We start from the raw sequence: 17,127 nt of genomic DNA on the forward strand, positions 1-17,127 counted from the left end.
GCATTTGGACTAGGCTTTTTTTAAAATTTATTTTTTAATTAAATCTTCACGTTGAGACTGGTCAATCCATTCTTGAAGCTTATCTTTTAATGTGTTAAAGCCTTGTTGACCTTCCACTTCTGGAATAATCGCAGCTGCTTGGCGTTTACGAGGCTTCTTTGCTTTTGGAGCAGCCTGTTGTTGAACAGGTGCCTCTTCAGTAGCACGGATGGACAGACCAATCTTGCCTGCACCTTCATCTACAGATAATACTTTAACCTTAATTTCATCGCCTACTTTAAGGTGGTCATTAATATCTTTCACGTAACCATGTGTAATTTCAGAAATATGCACAAGGCCTTGGGTATTATCATCAAGCGCAACAAACGCACCATATGGTTGAATTCCTGTAACTTTACCTGCTAATATACTTCCAGTTTCGATCTTTTCTGACATGAAAACACTCCTAAGTGATTAATTATTTTATCCATTATATATGCATTATAATATTATATCACAAAGAATGCCTTTAATCAAAAAAGATTAAAATATTAAATATAAAAGGGCTCATTCAAAAATCTTAACATAATGTTCAAGTTGTGCAGGAGAAAGATATACCAAACGTGATACACTAATAGTGAGGAAATCTATTTTTAAAGGAGAGGTGAACCAAATGAATACAATCGGCCAAACCATTAAAAATGCCCGCGAAATGCTCAACATGTCTCAAGAGGAGCTGGCACAAAAAATCAGAGTTGGATCACACACAATTGAGAAATACGAATCTGGCGAACAAACTCCAAGTACGCAGACACTGTTAAAGTTATCTACTGTTTTAGATCTCCCAGCTGCAGAGTTATTAAAACAATAACATATTCAACCATTTTTTTGATGCAATGATCCTTATGGTAAAATAATCCGTTTTTTCTTTTCAAGACTGTATAAAAAAAGGGAATACTGGAAAACCTTTATATCATAAGGCTTTCTAGTATTCCCCCCTTTTTTGAAGTGGACATCCAATAATGGTATGTCCCTTTTTTTTTCCTAAATTGCTAAATGGAACAAGAATCAGTTGCTTTAATAGCTAGTAATTCTTTTGCTACTTTCAGACATTTTTCCATTGGGATTACCTTTTCAAATGAAAATTCATAAATGCTTTGTATTTTTTTGGCCAACTCATCCGAGGCATCAAGTTCATGAATTGCTTGGATCGTATCAGCGATTTCTGTTTCATATCCTCCGTTAGACAATTGAAATGGGTCCCACTCATTTAATACGTCAACATATTGCAAATTTATTTGAAGCTCTTTTCTCATATGCTTTTACTCCTAATTTTTGCTTTTAAATAGTATACCATAATACACCGTTTCACTTACTTAAGAACATACTCAGCTAGAACACTTTGAAGCTCGTAGATGTTCAAGTTCTTGTTAAATTGTTTTTGCAAAGGCAGGGCATTTCCAGAAATCCATATTTTCAGTTCCGCATCTAAATCAAAGTTACCCGCAGTTTCAATGCTGAAATGTGTAATGCTTTTATAGGGAATGGAATGGTATTCAACCTTTTTACCCGTTAGCCCCTGTTTATCCACTAAAATCAAACGTTTATTGGTAAAAATAAACATGTCACGAATTAACTTGTACGCTTTATCAATACGCTCATTCGGTGAAAGCACTTTTCCAAATTCCCGCTGTACATCGGCGGCATTTACCTCTGATGCGTTACCCATCAATCCATCTAAAAACCCCACTAACTTCACCCTTTCAGACTAATAATTTACTTCAAGTCCATCCTTACCTTTGGTTAAATAGGCACTTTTATATTGCCCTGGGGTCAACCCTGTATACTTTTTAAATAGGGAGGTGTAATAGCCTTGATTGCATTGGGCCTCCTTGGAATGGAGGCCTATTGTGCGATGTGGGACTATTGTGCTGTTTCCAATATATGCTGCAGCATTTGCTCCCCTGACATCAAGGCTTCACCACCACCCTGGGCAAAGGAATCATTTCCACCGCCCTTTCCGTTTATAAGGGGAAGCCCCTTGGCGATTACTTTCTTCATACTTTCCGTTCCAGATGCCCCCCGCGCACAAACTAGCTGCAGTCGATTTTCAGTTTGTGAAACAAAGTAAACGATTGCTGTTTCATCTTCCGCAGTGATGATTCGGGCAAGCTTTTGCAGATCTTGAAGCGATCTGTTTTGAAATACTTCACTTATGAGTTTCTGCTCATTCGGATTACTTTTTCCAAGTAAGTCTTGCGCCTCATAATGGAGAAGGTTTTCCTGAGTTTGTTCCAGGGCTTTTTCTAACGTTTTATTATTTTCAAGGAGACGAAGGGCAGCTTGTTCCATTTCTTTTTCTGGTGCATTAAGAATCTTTGTTAATTCTAGCAGCACCTTTTGTTTTTGACCAAGCTGCTTAAGCACTCGGTTTCCACAAACAAATTGGACTCGAACTTTTTTCTTTTGTCTTTCCCAATCCAATACTTTTATTGCGCTAACCTCACCAGTTGCCTTTGGATGCGTGCCACCGCAGCCGTTATAATCAAAGTCTGGAATAATAACAAGACGAATATCCTCTTTGAGCTTGGTTTCTTTTCGTAGTGTAAATTGAGACAACTCTTCCTCAGACACCCATTTAATCTCGATCGGCCTGTTTTCAAGGATGATCTGATTCGCAAGTTCTTCTGCTTTTTGAACTTGGTGCTGGGTCAGATTTTCTGTCTCTAAATCAATCGTGAGCAATTCCGCACCCAAATGGAAGCCGACGGTCTTGAACTCGAATAACTGGTCAAAGGCCGCAGATAAAATATGCTGTCCAGCGTGCTGCTGCATATGATCATGGCGTCTTTCCCAAGCAATGATACCAGATACTTCCTGCCCTATCCCTTGTAATGGCCCCACAAGATAATGACGAATTTCCCCATCGATTTCTTCAACATTTATTACGTTTTGATCAGCAAGGGTTCCTAAGTCGTGTGGCTGTCCGCCACCAGTTGGATAAAAAGCGGTCTGATTCAAAACCACGTACCAATTTCCAGTTGAGTCTTGCTCTTGTTTTAACACCAACGCTGTAAAGGCTTTTATATATGCGTCCTGGTAATACAATTTATTCTCCATTTTTGTTGTGCACTCCTATGTATTTAACATTTATTTATAAACACATTGTCATGAAAAAGGGAAAATAAATCAAGTTATAAAAAAACTGTCCCCTCGGTTATGAAGGAACAGTTTTTTCTAACCATACTATTTCTTACTTGTTATTTCTTTTCTTTACGCTGCGTGGGTTTAGTTGGTGGTTTTTGTCCACTTTGCTGGGAGCCGCCCATGCCTTGAGAGAACCCAGTATGCTGTTGTCCGCCCATCAGTTGCGGTAATCCGCCCATGCCTTGAGGGGATCCTGTTTGTTGTCCGCCCATCATTTGCGGGAACCCTCCCATGCCTTGAGGGAATCCTGTTTGTTGTCCTCCCATCATTTGAGGGGAACCGCCCATGCCTTGAGGGAATCCTGTTTGTTGTCCTCCCATCATTTGCGGGAAACCTTGATGTGGGAATCCATGATGTTGTCCACCCATCATATGTGGATAGCCCGGTTGTTGGTATCCTCCCATTTGCGGGTAGCCCGGTTGTTGGTATCCCCCCATTTGTGGATAGCCATGTTGTTGGTATCCTCCCATTTGTGGATAGCCTGATTGTTGATATCCTCCCATTTGTGGGTAGCCCATTTGTTGGTAACCAGGTTGTCCCGGAAATCCTCCAAAGTATTGCCTTTTTTCCATTATTTTCGCCTCCTAAACTGTCTCCATGCTAGTGTATGTCCACTTTTAGGATAAGTTTAGATTACTACCTATATAGAAGAAAATTTCATAAAATAAAAACCTTCATGATGAAAAAAAAGACTATCACATTTCGGTGATAGCCATTAAAATTTTATTGTTTCTCATCCTGAGCATTCTTTTGACCTGCTTTTTTATTTTTAGTAATTTCACCGCAAGCAATCCGTTTACCAGAGTCTCCTGCAGGTGGTGTCATGCCATCATCTTTTCCTTCATCAACCACAATCGTGGTTCCTTCTTTTGTAAACAATGAAGTTTTTCCATCTTTTAAGGTGACATTGGGTGCCATTAAGTCTGCCTTAACTGACCCATCATCCTCGACGATTAAATTAGGCAGATCCCCTGCATGGGCACCTTTAGGATGGAGTAGCCCATGTTCCTTATTTTCAGGGTTAAAATGGTCCCCTGCAGATTTAAAATCTGGAGCCACACAGTTCCCACTGTCATGAATATGAATCGCATGTTCCCCAGCTGGAAGGCCCTTTAAATCCACTGATAATTTCACACCACTAGCTTGCTCAGCTACCTTAACTTTACCAAGCGAATCTCCCACCGCATTATACATTTCCACATCAATCTTTCTAATTTCCTTTTCAGTACAACCTGTAAGAATGAGCAGTGGAATGATCAACCAGCTTTTCTTCATATGTATACCCCCACACTAGCCAATTTGCCCTTAGTATGGACAATCTGCCCCTCCTTTATCCAATGGACGGATAAAGGAAAAAGGAACAGCTATTTGTTAACTGTTCCTTTGTGGCGGATGTTGATTTTTTAATTGTTCTTCTAATTCTTTTGCTTTTTGGGCCTCCCGTTTCGAAACTGAAATAATTATTCGCATCGTAAGAAAGGCTCCAATTAAAAAAATCACAAATGTAATGGCAGCAGGAATATACTCTGATTTATCTTCTGGAAAGTATAAAAATAAGGAAAGTACCAATGGTTGAAACATTTTCTTCTTCCTTTCTATCAAGGAACTGCTCTAAAAATTAATTATAGCAACAAAAAACGTTTCAATCCACTTTTCAATCCGATAACAATTTCTTTATTGTAAAACCTTAATCTCTTTAATAATAACATCTTTTTTGGGTTTATCTTGGGCAGCAACTGAGGTGTTGGCAATTTTATCAACGATATCCATGCCATCAATCACCTGGCCAAAAACCGTATGACGATTGTCCAGCCATGGTGTACCGCCGTTTTTATTATAAGCTTCAATAATTTCTTTTGGATAACCAGCCTTTTCCATTTGTTCTTTCATTGCTGGATCAAGTGAAGAGCTTTGCACAATAAAAAACTGACTCCCATTTGTGTTGCTGCCCGAATTAGCCATGGATAAGGCACCGCGGAGATTATAAAGATTCTTTGAAAACTCATCTTCAAAAGGCTTCCCATAAATGCTTTCTCCGCCTGTTCCGTTCCCGTTCGGATCCCCGCCCTGAATCATGAAATCCTTTATGACCCTGTGAAAAATTAGTCCATCATAATAACCTTCTTCACTATGTTTTACAAAGTTTTCAACCGCTTTTGGTGCATACTCAGGGAATAATTTGATTTTAATGGTTCCCATCGACGTTTCCATTTCAACGAGCTTTTCATCATCGGAAACCTCGGTTGAAAGTTGAGGAAAGCCTTCATTTGTCACTTGTTGGTCCCCTTCCTTCTGTTCCGTTTTTGGTGTCGTCGTTTTCGGTGTGGATTCCTCTTTCTTTGTGCTTGTCCCACATGCGGCCAATACTAAAACAATTGTCAATAATGTAAACAAGATTTGCAAATTCTTTCTCACTATATCATTCCTCCATTTTTTTCACTTTAACCGAAATAATTTCCTCACAATGTTTTTAATTTACTATGTTTCATATTAAAATGAAAGAGGAAAAGCGAAAGGGGTGTTTGTTGTGTCAGAATTTCAAATCGGTGAAATCGTAACAGCCATTTATAAAACAGGAAAATATATCGGAGAAATAACAGAAGTACGCCCACAGCATTATTTAGTAAGAATCCTCGCAGTACTTAAACATCCGATGCAAGGAGATTTACATAATCCGAAAGATACTGATGTACTCATTTTTCATGAGAGAAAAGCGCTCAGCTATCGTGAGCAAGCGAATATTCCATACAAAATGGTTAAGATCTTCGAAAATGAAGTTCCAGACTATATGGAGTCCTTAAAAGAGGCCGTAGCCATTATGAAAAAGGAACTAGTAGAGACAACTTCAGAATGGGCTGAGATGAGCTTAAAGGCATTAGAATCGCTAGAAAAAGATTATAAATTATAAAAATGCTAAAGGCCAAATCAGTTTGAATGATTTGGCCTTTTATGCGAATTCACTTAATAACTTTGAGAAATCAATCCGATCACCAATTGTCGTTGGTTCTGGTTTTTCTAAATAACGTTTATCCTTTTCAACGAGCTTGAATATATTAAAGGTAGTCAACGCATCATCAAGTGCTCGGTGATGCCTGCCTGTCCCTTCTTTCCCATATTCCTGTACAGCTTTCCAGAGGCCCGTTTGATTTTGGTCACCAAAAAAGCGTTTATATTCCATGGAAAGATCTAATTCAGCAGCCTTGAGCGGAAAAGCAACCCCTGCCTTTAAGCAATTATGCCGAAGGACCTTCATATCCATATTTCCCCACGTAACAATGGTTGTTTCATAATTATGCTTATTGAACTCCTCTAATTTTTTTACAAGTTCAAAAATAGATAAACCCTTGTCTACTTGCTGCTGGGAAATATGTAAAAAGGATTTACAGCGTTCCGTAAGTTTTGGGAATTTAAGTGGAGTCACAAAGGAAGAAAACTGTTCCGTCACTTGGTCATCAACGACCGCAACTATTCCAACCTCGATAATTTCTGCATAAAAGTCTTTCATTCGTACATTTCGTTCAGGCATTGTAAACTCAAAATCGATAAACAAATATTGCCGCCTTGCTCTCATCAATTTCACCACCTTTACGTTTCTTCTTAATACATTATATAAAGAAACCTGTACAAAAAATTGTGCTTTTTTTCTATTTTTTTATTTCTTACATTATAACATGAAATTAAAGTTAATTTTTTAAATTTTTCATCAATATAAAAAAGAATGGGAATGACTCCATCCTTATTTAGAAACCTAGCATACATGTTTTTTATCTTTTTAACTTAATGACCGCCATCGTACACCTAGACACACAAACAAGTCGGTCTTGCTCGTCGGTAATTTTAATATCCCATACCTGAGTTGATTTCCCTTGATGAAGTACAGTTCCGACTGCTGTAACGACACCCTCTGTTTTAGGACGAACATGATTAGCGTTAATTTCTAAACCAGCTACTCCTTCGGTCTCTTTATTTACCAATTCATAAGCCCCGACACTTGCAACCGTTTCGGCTAACGCAACAGATGCACCCCCATGGAGTAATCCGAATGGCTGTCGGGTTCGTTCATCAACAGGCATTGTTGCAATGACCTTTCCTTCTTCTAAATGAGTAATTTCTATCCCTAATGCTTCAATTAAAGTGTTTTTTATCATTTTATTCCCTCCATGCAAGTTTTTATATGTATTCACCTATATTAACCTTTATTATTCTATTCTGCTTTTTTCTTAAATTTCCTCTTTGGCAATTAATTCTTTTATAGAAAAAACAGCCCCTACTAGAGCTGTTTCACTTTCATTAATAGTAATACGGGGCTCCGAAACCAGGAGCTCCGAAACCAGGGGCTCCGAAACCAGGGGCTCCGAAACCAGGGGCTCCGAAACCAGGGGCTCCGAAACCAGGGGCTCCGAAACCAGGGGCTCCGAAACCAGGGGCTCCGAAACCAGGAGCTCCAAAAGCAGGATACCCATATCCAGGGTAACCGACTCCTCCGTAAAATGGACGTGCTGCAAATGAGGCACCTAGTCCGCCTCCTATTAAACCTCCTAAAAAGCTAAGCCCACCTATTGCCAATGGTAATCCAAAACCTATAAACCTTTGATCTTGTACTGGGTAGGGACTTCGATAAGGGTACATATAACCATACCTCCTTTTGCTCTATACTGCCTACTCTATTTCATATGCGAAAAGGAGGAGGAAGGAGTGGGCTAAAATTAGCCTAAAAAAAACCCCGGAGACACTCCGGAGGCTTCGTTATTTTTCGATTGGTTCAAACCGTTCTACAAATAAGGCAAGTGTCCGGGTCATGACTCCTGTTGCCCCGGCTGGACCTAAATCATATGCCTTGGAAGAGGTTGCCGTCCCTGCGATATCTAAGTGTACCCACGGTGTTCCTTCGGCAAATTCACCGATAAACGCCCCAGCAACAAGCGCATGGCCTTCACTGCCTGGGGAATTATTTAAATCGGCGACTTTACTGTTTCTTACCCGCTCGATCTCCGTTTCAAATAATGGCAGCTGCCACATCTGCTCACCCGCTTCCACCGAAGCTTCTATTACCTGTTCTAATAATTGCTCATGGTTAGTCATTGCTCCAGTAGTATGGAGGCCAAGAGCTGTTATCACCCCACCGGTTAAAGTGGCCACATCTACCAGGTAATCTGCGCCATGTTGCTTGGCATAGGTAACCGCATCAGCTAACACAAGGCGTCCTTCTGCATCTGTATTTAAAACCTCAATGGTTTTACCGCTCATCGAGGTAATGACGTCATCAGGTTTAAAGGCATGACCGTTAATCATATTATCTGTGGATGGAATGACCGCGACCACGTTTTGCTCTGGCTGGGTCTCACCGATGATTTCCATTGCCCCTAGCACTGCAGCTGCTCCGCCCATGTCCGTTTTCATCCCAACAATTCCAGCTTTTGTTTTAATAGAGTAACCGCCTGTATCAAAGGTAATCCCTTTTCCGACGAGGCCGATGACATCTGTCCATTCGTCTTTTCCTTGATATTTCAGGACTATCATTTTTGGCGGCTCTGTGGACCCTTGGTTAACTGCAAGGAAGGCTCCCATACCGAGCTTTTCGATCTCTGCTTTATCTAAGATTTCCACTTCGAAATCATACCTTCCAGCAAGGTCTTTGGCATAATTAGCCATATCTGTTGCTGTCAACATATTGCCAGGGAGGTTAACAAGTGTTCTCGCCGAATTCGTTGCTTCTCCAAACGCAAACCCTACAATTAGTGATGCTTCGACTTCATCTTCCTCATAAGTATCACAATAAATCGTCACATGCTCGAGTTTTTTCTCAGGCATGTTCGATTTTTGTTTGTAGCCTTCAAATTGGTAAGTGGAAAGAGAAAGTGCTTCACTCAGCGCATGTGAGGCATCTAAACCATTTACTTCCACTGCTGTAAAGGAATCTAAATAAACAGCGGTTTCCTCAAGTTTACTCTTTTGGATTTCCTTAAAAAGCCTGCCAAACGCTTCTTTTAGTTTATCGAAGGTTAAATCCTTTTCTTTCCCTAGACCAACAAACCAAATTCGTTTTGCACCGATTTTTCCAAAGCTATGTACTTTACTGATACTTTTTAACTTGGCCGATAAATCACCCGATTTTACTAGGTTTGTAAGCTGGCCTTCGAACCGCTGATCAAGACTTGTCAATAATCCTGAAAATTTTTCTGGTTTATCAAAAAGACCAATGATTAAACCCTCGTGCTCAGTAGAGAGGTCTATTTCCTTTTTAACATCAAACAAACTACTTCACCTCCATAATATTGTATTTTTATTATAACGAATAAACGTTTATTTCGACTAACTAATTATCTTGAAATTATATTAAAATAAAAAACAGGCCAGCAGCCTGCTTCTATCGTTTCTCTGAGCTAATGTACTGCCCGCGAAAAACTTGCATCGATTTATCTTCATTTAATGATTTAAGTGTTTGCTCTGTCAGTTTCCCATTACCTTTTTCGACGACATAAATATCTAACTTCTTTTTCCCCCATTTATTATAAACATCCTCTACCGTTTCATAATAAAGGTCTAGTTCATTCCCTTTAATAGCCCCGCCTTTATCAGCTACAACTCCATACCCGTATCCAGGGATAAAGAGAATCGTTCCAATCGGAAAAACAGATAAATCTGCTGCGATCGTTGAAAATAAATCACGTTTAACTTTTACTCCTGAGTAGGTAATCCCGTATTCAGGATGACCTTTACTCTTTCCTGTTGATTCTACTCCCGCAGTATAACCAGTGGCTGTAACAGTTAGCTTAGGATATTTTGACCAATCAATTTCGTCTTCTAAGGAACGTGAGGTTCCAGCAACGGTTTCAGTGGTTGAGATAACCGATGCAAATTGCTTAATGAGAAACTCGGCATTTACTCCGGAAATAGATTGGAAGGTCGCTAATATTGCCATCAAGAAAAGACAAACCATCGCAAAACGCCTAGTCCAATTTTTCATTTTATTCATAAAAATTTTCACTCCTCCCAAAATATTCATTCCCAAGCTAGAGGAAATTATTCAAAAAAGGCGGAGGAAAATTTTTAGAACTGATTTTTCTATTCCTTAAATCCTTGTTCCCCAAAAAGACCCTTACCTAGAGGTAAAAGTCTTAAATCATCTGGTATTCATTTATTAAAAGTCTTAAAACATTTGGTATCCATTTTTTCGTAAAAGCTTGATTGTAAAACCAGCTGCGACTGCACCAGCAAGTCCACTTATTAAGATAAGAATATCTGCAGTTGCTAGCGAAGTAAACCTTTGGCCCAAATCGTTAAAGGCCATTTTACTATTTGTAAAATATTCACTAAATCTTACTTTATCTACAATAAAAATTGCCACAATCGGATAAACTACTGCCATAACCCATGACATTCTTAGAAGCATATTTAAGATAAATCCAATTCCAAAAAATAAAACAAAGAATAATAAAATCGAAATGATTAAGACCACAATGCTCATTTGCATCCGAGATTCCCCCTTATACATCAACATTTAGTGTACTTAATGTCGAAAAGGGAGTCAATATAAACGAATTATTTTTGTAAGGCAATACTTTCCTTACGAAAAAAAAGCCCCTCGAAAGTTTCGAAGAAGCGGTTATGGCTCGTTTTCCAACCGGTACAGAAAAGGTAAAAAGCCTTATTCTTTTTTCTTGCCTGTTCCATTGCAGCACGTACAGGTTTCTGATCCGCCTAGTACTAGTTGAAAATAGCCTTTTCCAGAGCAATAATCACAGGTTTTTGAATCCAAACTCTTAACTGTCATTGTCCATCATCTCCTTAAAAAATTAACTTAATTTTCTGATAATATATCAAGGATTAGCTAAAATGGAAAGGTCAGAATTTGAGCGAATTACCCCAAGAAAACGGATACACATTAAGTATTCTTTCATTTACTAAGTGTTCCTTAAATTTTCTAAAAATTATAAAAATAATTTATAGGCTGTATACCCGAATTGATCCCCAGGATTCAGGTCACTAATACTTGGTTTCAAAAAGGAAACATCATTTTTTATCAGGTATTGGAGAATAATCGATGCGTCTTTCTCGAGCAGCAGTTCTTCTGGAGACATAAATCTCGCTTCAAAGAGTTCGTTTTCCTGGTGGATCACCTCACCCTCTTCTAGCGGTTCAAGCAGGAAATGGAGTAAATTATCACTGATTTCACCTTTAATAACACCGGTTCTCAATCCCATGAACCCCTTGACCTGACAGTGAATACCGGTTTCTTCCTTGACTTCCCGAATGACTGCTTCATCCGCAGTTTCCCCCATCTCAACAAAGCCTGCTGGCAATGACCATTGTCCTTTTAAACCGCCATATCTTTTCTTCACGACAAGCCATTGTCCATCTTTAGACTTTACCACCCCAGCAACAGCCAACCAAACCTTCCCGCGTTTTTCACGATTGCTCACCCAAACTCCCCCTAACAAAGAATTCATTTGTTCAATCATATCAAAAAGGGACAGATTTCTCTGTCCCTTTCGAACTAAATTTTTTTAAAATACATTAAACTTCCCTTTTTTCAATACAAGACCTGCGCCGCCAATCATGTATAAAGAGCGATTATCGACTACTTTTTTCATGAAGGATGCCTTGGCACCAGTTATTTTTTTGCCAAAAACAACACCGATCGCATCATCTTCACCAAGGGAGCAAACAGTCCCTTTATTGTCAAACGTAAAAGTTTCTAACTCAGCTTTATTGCGAACTAGGGCCGCTATATTACGGGCACAAACTTCGCCTTGCTGCATAGCAATTTGAGCGGTCGGAGGATAAGGACGATTAATCTCCTCATTAATCATGAGGGAGCTGTCACCAATCATGAAGACATCCTCAAAGCCAGGAACACGAAGGTCCGGCTGAACTTTTACCCTGCCTCGCATGGCTTCGAAACCTGATTTTTCAACAATCGAGTTCCCACGAATTCCAGCAGCCCAAACGACGGTACCAGCCTTAATCTCACGCGGTTCCTCATCACCTTTTGCTACAAAAATTCCTTCTTCCGTGCATTCCTTAATCGCAGTTCCAATTAAGAATTCGACACCTTTTCGTTCCAATTGTGAAACGGCGTAATTCACTAATTCTGGGTCAAAACCAGGGAGTACGGTTGGTGCAGCTTCAACACAAATAATTTTTACCTTATGGAAATCCACATCATATTCATGGCACAATTCCGGTATTCTGTTTGTTAATTCACCTAAAAACTCAATTCCTGTAAATCCAGCACCACCAACAACAATAGACAAACGATTGTCGTTCTTCACTTCTTCCATATTGTAGGTGGCAAATTGGTATTCAATATGTTCGCGCAATTGACGTGAAGAATTTACATTAGAGATTCCAAATGCAAATTCTTTTAATCCTTTAATACCAAACGTTTCTGGCTCACCGCCAAGGGCAATAACAAGGTAGTCATAGTTGACTTCACCTTTTTCTAAAATAACCTTTTTTTCTTCTTTGTTTATTTCTACTACTGTATCTTGAACAAAATCCACTTTACTGCGATCAATCACATCACGGATATCATAACGTACACGATCATGATGTAACGTACCTGCAGAAGCTTCATGGAGCCATGTGGTTTCATAATGGTAGTCATTTTTATTCACTAATACAATATCCGCTTCATTAACGCCGATTAATTTTTGTAAGCGAACTGTTGTCATTAGTCCACCATAACCAGCACCGAGAATAACAATTTTAGGCTTTCTCAAAGTGATCACTTCCACCTTTTATTTTTTTTGAATAAACTCTCTTTTTCTTAGCTTCCACTGCTTTAACCATTTTTATTTTGAATAATAGCAAAATGTATGTGATATAATTCACGTATGAGTCTAAAAAAAACGAACTGCTTGGTCTGGATATCGATTTTCGCAGAGATTTATTACGCTAAGAAAGTAAATATTTTTTTCCATGATTGTCATAAAAATGTGCTTTTTGTGTCACAAAAATTTAACAATCTATCCTCAATACATCTTATGCTACTTTCACAGGATTATCAAGCAATTTTTATAAATTAATTAATTTTAAAAGATAAGGAATTGCATCTCCTCTTATCTTTTAGTCCTTTTTTTAACTATTGTTTCTGTTGCGAATATTACCTCTATAATAATGTGAGAATTTTTTATTTTATGATATTATAGTGAGTGGAGTTTCTAACTACAAGTTGGGGGGATACGGAGTGCAAGAGAATCAAAAAGTTTATGATATTACAATCATCGGTGGCGGCCCTACCGGTTTATTTACCGCCTTTTACGGAGGAATGAGACAAGCATCCGTGAAAATAATTGAGAGCTTACCACAGCTAGGCGGTCAATTATCAGCGCTTTACCCGGAAAAATATATATATGATGTGGCAGGTTTTCCAAAAATCCGTGCACAAGAATTGATAAATAACTTAAAAGAACAGATGCGCAAATTCGAACCTACCGTTGCACTTGAGCAATCTGTTGAAAAGTTAGAAAAACAAGAAGATGGTACGTTCAAATTAACAACAAATAAGGAAGTCCATTATTCAAAAACGATTATTATTACCGCTGGAAATGGTGCTTTCCAACCGCGTCGTTTAGAGCTAGAAAGTGCTGCCCAGTATGAACGGAAAAATCTCTACTACTTTATTGAGGATCTAAATCAGTTTGCAGGCCAAAAAGTTGTTGTTTTTGGTGGCGGAGATTCTGCCGTTGACTGGGCACTAATGCTTGAGCCTATTGCTAAGAAAGTATCTATTGTTCACCGCAGGGATAAATTCCGTGCTCATGAACATAGTGTCGAAAACTTGTATAACTCAAAAGTAGATGTGAAGACACCTTATGTTCCTGCCGAACTTATTGGCGATGAAAGTGGAATTAAGCAGGTAGTTCTTGAAACGGTTAATGGTGAAGAGAAAGTAACACTCGATGTGGATGCTGTTATTTGTAACTATGGTTTTGTCTCATCCCTTGGACCAATTAAGGAATGGGGTCTAGAAATCGAAAAGAATTCCATTGTCGTAAATTCGAAAATGGAAACCAACATACCTGGCATTTATGCTGCGGGCGATATTTGCACCTATGACGGAAAAGTGAAATTAATTGCTTGTGGCTTTGGTGAAGCACCAACTGCCGTAAATAATGCAAAAGCCTTCATTGACCCAAAAGCAAAAATCCAGCCTTTACACAGTTCATCAATGTTCAATAAATAGAAAAAAGCGTCCCTTTGCGGACGCTTTTCTTATATATATATTAGCATTCTTCTGGTGTACCTGTTGCCGTAGCCGTTCTAAACGAAGAACCACAGCCGCATGATGCAATGGCATTCGGATTGTCAATCGTAAAGCCGCCGCCCATCATGGATTCTTTAAAATCAATCTTCGTTCCTTGTAAAATAGCAGCACTCTCTTTATCGACCAGCACTTGAATCCCGAATTGTTCAAAGGTGAGATCCTCTTCGTTTACCGTATGCTCAAAGCCCATACCATAAGATAAACCGCTGCAGCCACCGCCTTTTACGCTGACTCGTAACAGTGCACCTTCTTCTTCGTTATGCTTCATCATTTCTTTAATATGGAGTGACGCTGCTTCCGTTAAAATAACCACTTCATTACTCATTGTATATCCCTCCCTAAATGAGGCTTTTATTAAATTATATACACAGATTGTTAACTACTCAACTAATTGAATCCTATTAACTAATATATGGAATAATAAAAAATAAGGGAGCGGCATTGCTCCCTTATTTTATTCATAATGTAGAGCTTAGCGCTTCCGCTTTTCTTAAAACATTGGATTTTCTTCTAGATATTGATAAATGTTATCTACCAACTCATCGGCTGTTTTTCCCGTTACCACTTCGCCATTTACAAGAGCATATAATGTAGTTGCACATTTTCCACAATATCCAAGACATCCATATTCAATAATATCCAAGTTAGGATCTTTTTCTAATTTTTCAAGTGCTTTTTGTGCACCATTAGCAAGATTGCTAATACAAAATTCAATGATGGGTTGAATCATTGCCTTCACCTCTCCACAACTACTTATCCTACTCTATTTCATTTACTTCGTCAATTACCATGTTTACCCTGCTGATGTCAAGAAAATCATGAATAATGTTGTTATTTCGACACATTTTAGATATACTCGTATTTGGTAAAGAAACGAAAGAATTATACTACTTTTTTATATTGCACTCAGCCAATTTATTAATATAAAAACCGGATAATCAAAGGGGAAATAATAATGAAAAACCTTGTAATTTTAGGTGGTGGATACGGTGGGATGAAAGTTTTAAACGAACTTCTTCCCAACCATTTACCAGAGGACGTAACGATTACTCTTGTGGACCGTGTACCCTACCATTGCTTAAAAACGGAGTACTACGCATTAGCCGCAGGAACGATTTCAGACAAAGAAGTCCGTGTTGCTTTTCCGGAACACCCTCGATTAGAAGTTAAATATGGTGAAGTAATCGCCGTTGATACAATGAGCAGAAGAATCGTAATGAAAGATGCAGAACCCGTCGCCTACGATGATTTAATTATCGGTCTTGGCTGTGAGGACAAGTACCATGATGTTCCCGGCGCAGATCAGTACACTTACAGTATACAGAGTATCGAAAAGTCCCGCCTTACTTACTCCGTCTTAAACAATTTGGGACCTGGCTCGGTTGTGGGTATTGTGGGAGCCGGTCTTAGCGGTGTTGAGTTAGCAAGTGAATTAAGTGAAAGCCGTGAAGATCTAAACATCAAATTATTTGATCGGGGAAAACATATTCTTTCCTCTTTCCCAGAACGTTTAAGCAAATATGTTGAAAATTGGTTTGTGAAAAACAATGTTGAAATTATCAACGGTTCCAATATTACCAAGGTAGAAGAAAATGTATTATACAATCACGATCAGCCTATTCATTGCGATGTGATTGTCTGGACGGCAGGGATTCAAGCCAATAAAATCGTCCGCGATATGGACGGGGAAAAAGACGGAATGGGCAGACTAGTCCTTACCCCAATTCATCATTTACCCAATGATGAACATGTTTTTATACTCGGGGATTGTGCAAGTCTCCCCCATGCACCAAGTGCTCAATTAGCAGAGGGACAGGCTGAACAAATTGTTGAAGTCTTAAAGAGACGTTGGAAAGGTGAAGAACCTCCTGCTTCCTTCCCACAAATTAAATTAAAGGGTATCCTTGGCTCCTTGGGTAAAAAGCATGGTTTTGGAATGATGGCAGATCGCGCCATTACAGGACGCGTCGCCCGTATTCTAAAAACCGGTATACTCTGGATGTACAAATATCATAATGGCTAAGAAAAGCGGACGCGTCCGTTTTGCGGTGTATGGACTGGAGCGCTTCGACTGAGATAAAGGAAACACGGTGAGCGTAAGCGAACCGATGTTGACTTATCGTAGGGAGGAGCGCGAAGTACACTAACCGCTGGGCGCTGGAGCTAGACAGTAATACAGGTTCAAAGAAATAAATTATGATCCTATAACAAGAAGAAGCATTCCAATGTTATGGAATGCTTCTTCTCATTAAATTGCTTTATACCCATATTTCTCTAGTTCTGAAAAAATAGTTTTTAGGCGCGGGTTCCCTTCGCCAACGACTTTTTCTTTAATGACAACTACCGGGTAAAACATATCCTCTTCGACCACTTTTTTGGCAAAATCGAGTTGTTCAATCTCCCCAGTGGGCTGGTAAATATCAACGTAGGTCATTTTAAAAGGTTGATCCGGAAATTTCCTAGCAATAGCTGCCTCCAGCCATTCAAACGTTTCTTTGGAAGAAGGTAAATTTACACAACTTGGGCATAATTGTTCCGCACCATAAACAACAATTTCTACTTCGTTACTATTCATCATATGATTCCTGCCTTTTTCTTTAAGATTGACTATCTTATTTATACTATACAAACAAAGTAAATGTCTTTAAATGTGTGTTTTCCTAATTTCT

At 39.0% G+C, this 17,127-nt stretch carries 23 protein-coding genes and 1 pseudogene; 4 read left to right on the forward strand and 20 right to left on the reverse strand.

The annotated features are described in order from the left end of the window. Nucleotides 1-27 precede the first annotated feature (27 nt). Nucleotides 28-435, reverse strand: coding sequence for a S1 domain-containing post-transcriptional regulator GSP13 (yugI, locus tag CCK98_RS27245; RefSeq protein WP_088089455.1), 408 nt, complete (start codon nucleotides 433-435; stop codon nucleotides 28-30). Between the two features lie 145 nt (nucleotides 436-580). On the opposite strand from yugI, the pseudogene CCK98_RS27250 reads away from it, so the two are divergent. Beyond that, a pseudogene (locus tag CCK98_RS27250) lies at nucleotides 581-850 on the forward strand (helix-turn-helix domain-containing protein); the annotation flags it as partial. A 181-nt stretch (nucleotides 851-1,031) separates the two neighbouring features. Here CCK98_RS27250 and CCK98_RS27255 read toward each other — a convergent pair. From CCK98_RS27255 to CCK98_RS27285, 7 genes are all read right to left on the reverse strand, one after another. Continuing rightward, entirely contained in the window at nucleotides 1,032-1,295 is a 264-nt protein-coding gene (locus CCK98_RS27255; RefSeq protein ID WP_088089457.1) for a DUF1871 family protein, read from the reverse strand. A gap of 56 nt (nucleotides 1,296-1,351) precedes the next feature. Continuing rightward, nucleotides 1,352-1,729, reverse strand: coding sequence for a PH domain-containing protein (locus CCK98_RS27260; RefSeq protein WP_088089458.1), 378 nt, complete (start codon nucleotides 1,727-1,729; stop codon nucleotides 1,352-1,354). A gap of 173 nt (nucleotides 1,730-1,902) precedes the next feature. Beyond that, complete coding sequence (locus tag CCK98_RS27265) at nucleotides 1,903-3,099, reverse strand: DHHA1 domain-containing protein (protein ID WP_088089459.1); 1,197 nt, start codon at nucleotides 3,097-3,099, stop codon at nucleotides 1,903-1,905. A 140-nt stretch (nucleotides 3,100-3,239) separates the two neighbouring features. After that, nucleotides 3,240-3,758: a hypothetical protein gene (locus CCK98_RS27270; protein WP_088089460.1), complete on the reverse strand. Its 519-nt coding sequence runs from the start codon at nucleotides 3,756-3,758 to the stop codon at nucleotides 3,240-3,242. 151 nt (nucleotides 3,759-3,909) lie between these two features. After that, complete coding sequence (locus CCK98_RS27275) at nucleotides 3,910-4,461, reverse strand: superoxide dismutase family protein (protein ID WP_088089461.1); 552 nt, start codon at nucleotides 4,459-4,461, stop codon at nucleotides 3,910-3,912. Nucleotides 4,462-4,557: 96 nt separating this feature from the next. Beyond that, complete coding sequence (locus CCK98_RS27280; protein ID WP_088089462.1) at nucleotides 4,558-4,767, reverse strand: hypothetical protein; 210 nt, start codon at nucleotides 4,765-4,767, stop codon at nucleotides 4,558-4,560. 93 nt (nucleotides 4,768-4,860) lie between these two features. After that, nucleotides 4,861-5,601: a peptidylprolyl isomerase gene (locus tag CCK98_RS27285; RefSeq protein ID WP_088089463.1), complete on the reverse strand. Its 741-nt coding sequence runs from the start codon at nucleotides 5,599-5,601 to the stop codon at nucleotides 4,861-4,863. A gap of 112 nt (nucleotides 5,602-5,713) precedes the next feature. On the opposite strand from CCK98_RS27285, the gene CCK98_RS27290 reads away from it, so the two are divergent. Further along, the gene (locus CCK98_RS27290) at nucleotides 5,714-6,094 is read left to right on the forward strand and encodes a kinase-associated lipoprotein B (RefSeq protein ID WP_088089464.1); all 381 of its coding nucleotides are present in this window, start codon (nucleotides 5,714-5,716) and stop codon (nucleotides 6,092-6,094) included. Nucleotides 6,095-6,133: 39 nt separating this feature from the next. On the opposite strand, the gene kapD is transcribed toward CCK98_RS27290, so the two are convergent. The 9 genes from kapD to CCK98_RS27330 all read right to left on the reverse strand — a co-directional run bounded on the left by kapD (nucleotide 6,134) and on the right by CCK98_RS27330 (nucleotide 12,911). Continuing rightward, entirely contained in the window at nucleotides 6,134-6,757 is a 624-nt protein-coding gene (gene kapD / locus CCK98_RS27295) for a 3'-5' exonuclease KapD (RefSeq protein WP_088089465.1), read from the reverse strand. A gap of 193 nt (nucleotides 6,758-6,950) precedes the next feature. Next, on the reverse strand, nucleotides 6,951-7,334 hold the full coding sequence (locus CCK98_RS27300) for a hotdog fold thioesterase (RefSeq protein WP_088089466.1): 384 nt from the start codon (nucleotides 7,332-7,334) through the stop codon (nucleotides 6,951-6,953). 142 nt (nucleotides 7,335-7,476) lie between these two features. Beyond that, nucleotides 7,477-7,815: a hypothetical protein gene (locus tag CCK98_RS37125; protein WP_088089467.1), complete on the reverse strand. Its 339-nt coding sequence runs from the start codon at nucleotides 7,813-7,815 to the stop codon at nucleotides 7,477-7,479. A gap of 117 nt (nucleotides 7,816-7,932) precedes the next feature. Beyond that, entirely contained in the window at nucleotides 7,933-9,441 is a 1,509-nt protein-coding gene (locus tag CCK98_RS27310) for a leucyl aminopeptidase (protein WP_088089468.1), read from the reverse strand. A gap of 112 nt (nucleotides 9,442-9,553) precedes the next feature. Continuing rightward, nucleotides 9,554-10,162, reverse strand: a complete 609-nt coding sequence (locus tag CCK98_RS27315; protein ID WP_088089469.1) for a 3D domain-containing protein — start codon at nucleotides 10,160-10,162, stop codon at nucleotides 9,554-9,556. Nucleotides 10,163-10,336: 174 nt separating this feature from the next. Further along, a complete protein-coding gene (locus CCK98_RS27320; RefSeq protein ID WP_088089470.1) occupies nucleotides 10,337-10,660 on the reverse strand; it encodes a YuiB family protein in 324 nt (107 codons plus the stop codon). 174 nt (nucleotides 10,661-10,834) lie between these two features. Further along, the gene (locus tag CCK98_RS35665) at nucleotides 10,835-10,960 is read right to left on the reverse strand and encodes a YuiA family protein (protein ID WP_168245575.1); all 126 of its coding nucleotides are present in this window, start codon (nucleotides 10,958-10,960) and stop codon (nucleotides 10,835-10,837) included. A gap of 157 nt (nucleotides 10,961-11,117) precedes the next feature. Beyond that, complete coding sequence (locus CCK98_RS27325; protein ID WP_256942469.1) at nucleotides 11,118-11,609, reverse strand: NUDIX domain-containing protein; 492 nt, start codon at nucleotides 11,607-11,609, stop codon at nucleotides 11,118-11,120. 84 nt (nucleotides 11,610-11,693) lie between these two features. Further along, entirely contained in the window at nucleotides 11,694-12,911 is a 1,218-nt protein-coding gene (locus CCK98_RS27330) for an NAD(P)/FAD-dependent oxidoreductase (protein ID WP_088089471.1), read from the reverse strand. Between the two features lie 467 nt (nucleotides 12,912-13,378). Here CCK98_RS27330 and CCK98_RS27335 point away from each other — a divergent pair, with 467 nt between their 5' ends. Beyond that, nucleotides 13,379-14,377, forward strand: coding sequence for an NAD(P)/FAD-dependent oxidoreductase (locus CCK98_RS27335; protein ID WP_088089472.1), 999 nt, complete (start codon nucleotides 13,379-13,381; stop codon nucleotides 14,375-14,377). 40 nt (nucleotides 14,378-14,417) lie between these two features. On the opposite strand, the gene CCK98_RS27340 is transcribed toward CCK98_RS27335, so the two are convergent. Next, complete coding sequence (locus CCK98_RS27340) at nucleotides 14,418-14,783, reverse strand: iron-sulfur cluster assembly accessory protein (protein ID WP_088089473.1); 366 nt, start codon at nucleotides 14,781-14,783, stop codon at nucleotides 14,418-14,420. Between the two features lie 165 nt (nucleotides 14,784-14,948). Continuing rightward, nucleotides 14,949-15,188 carry a YuzB family protein gene (locus tag CCK98_RS27345; protein WP_088089474.1) on the reverse strand — a complete coding sequence of 80 codons (240 nt, stop codon included), beginning with the start codon at nucleotides 15,186-15,188 and terminating at the stop codon, nucleotides 14,949-14,951. Between the two features lie 225 nt (nucleotides 15,189-15,413). Here CCK98_RS27345 and CCK98_RS27350 point away from each other — a divergent pair, with 225 nt between their 5' ends. Further along, the gene (locus CCK98_RS27350) at nucleotides 15,414-16,481 is read left to right on the forward strand and encodes an NAD(P)/FAD-dependent oxidoreductase (RefSeq protein WP_088089475.1); all 1,068 of its coding nucleotides are present in this window, start codon (nucleotides 15,414-15,416) and stop codon (nucleotides 16,479-16,481) included. Between the two features lie 225 nt (nucleotides 16,482-16,706). Here the strand turns inward: CCK98_RS27350 and CCK98_RS27355 are convergent, their stop codons facing one another. Further along, on the reverse strand, nucleotides 16,707-17,033 hold the full coding sequence (locus CCK98_RS27355; protein WP_088089476.1) for a YuzD family protein: 327 nt from the start codon (nucleotides 17,031-17,033) through the stop codon (nucleotides 16,707-16,709). Nucleotides 17,034-17,127 lie beyond the last annotated feature (94 nt).

This window comes from Bacillus sp. OV166 (genome assembly GCF_900177675.1).
Taxonomy (GTDB): domain Bacteria; phylum Bacillota; class Bacilli; order Bacillales; family Cytobacillaceae; genus Neobacillus.

Bases quoted from the DNA above. Each gene is read 5' to 3' on its own strand.
- yugI (WP_088089455.1), bottom strand. From the start codon at position 435: ATGTCAGAAAAGATCGAAACTGGAAGTATATTAGCAGGTAAAGTTACA.
- CCK98_RS27255 (WP_088089457.1), bottom strand. From the start codon at position 1,295: ATGAGAAAAGAGCTTCAAATAAATTTGCAATATGTTGACGTATTAAAT.
- CCK98_RS27265 (WP_088089459.1), bottom strand. From the start codon at position 3,099: ATGGAGAATAAATTGTATTACCAGGACGCATATATAAAAGCCTTTACA.
- CCK98_RS27270 (WP_088089460.1), bottom strand. From the start codon at position 3,758: ATGGAAAAAAGGCAATACTTTGGAGGATTTCCGGGACAACCTGGTTAC.
- CCK98_RS27275 (WP_088089461.1), bottom strand. From the start codon at position 4,461: ATGAAGAAAAGCTGGTTGATCATTCCACTGCTCATTCTTACAGGTTGT.
- CCK98_RS27280 (WP_088089462.1), bottom strand. From the start codon at position 4,767: ATGTTTCAACCATTGGTACTTTCCTTATTTTTATACTTTCCAGAAGAT.
- kapD (WP_088089465.1), bottom strand. From the start codon at position 6,757: ATGAGAGCAAGGCGGCAATATTTGTTTATCGATTTTGAGTTTACAATG.
- CCK98_RS27300 (WP_088089466.1), bottom strand. From the start codon at position 7,334: ATGATAAAAAACACTTTAATTGAAGCATTAGGGATAGAAATTACTCAT.
- CCK98_RS37125 (WP_088089467.1), bottom strand. From the start codon at position 7,815: ATGTACCCTTATCGAAGTCCCTACCCAGTACAAGATCAAAGGTTTATA.
- CCK98_RS27315 (WP_088089469.1), bottom strand. From the start codon at position 10,162: ATGAATAAAATGAAAAATTGGACTAGGCGTTTTGCGATGGTTTGTCTT.
- CCK98_RS27320 (WP_088089470.1), bottom strand. From the start codon at position 10,660: ATGCAAATGAGCATTGTGGTCTTAATCATTTCGATTTTATTATTCTTT.
- CCK98_RS35665 (WP_168245575.1), bottom strand. From the start codon at position 10,960: ATGACAGTTAAGAGTTTGGATTCAAAAACCTGTGATTATTGCTCTGGA.
- CCK98_RS27340 (WP_088089473.1), bottom strand. From the start codon at position 14,783: ATGAGTAATGAAGTGGTTATTTTAACGGAAGCAGCGTCACTCCATATT.
- CCK98_RS27345 (WP_088089474.1), bottom strand. From the start codon at position 15,188: ATGATTCAACCCATCATTGAATTTTGTATTAGCAATCTTGCTAATGGT.
- CCK98_RS27350 (WP_088089475.1), top strand. From the start codon at position 15,414: ATGAAAAACCTTGTAATTTTAGGTGGTGGATACGGTGGGATGAAAGTT.
- CCK98_RS27355 (WP_088089476.1), bottom strand. From the start codon at position 17,033: ATGAATAGTAACGAAGTAGAAATTGTTGTTTATGGTGCGGAACAATTA.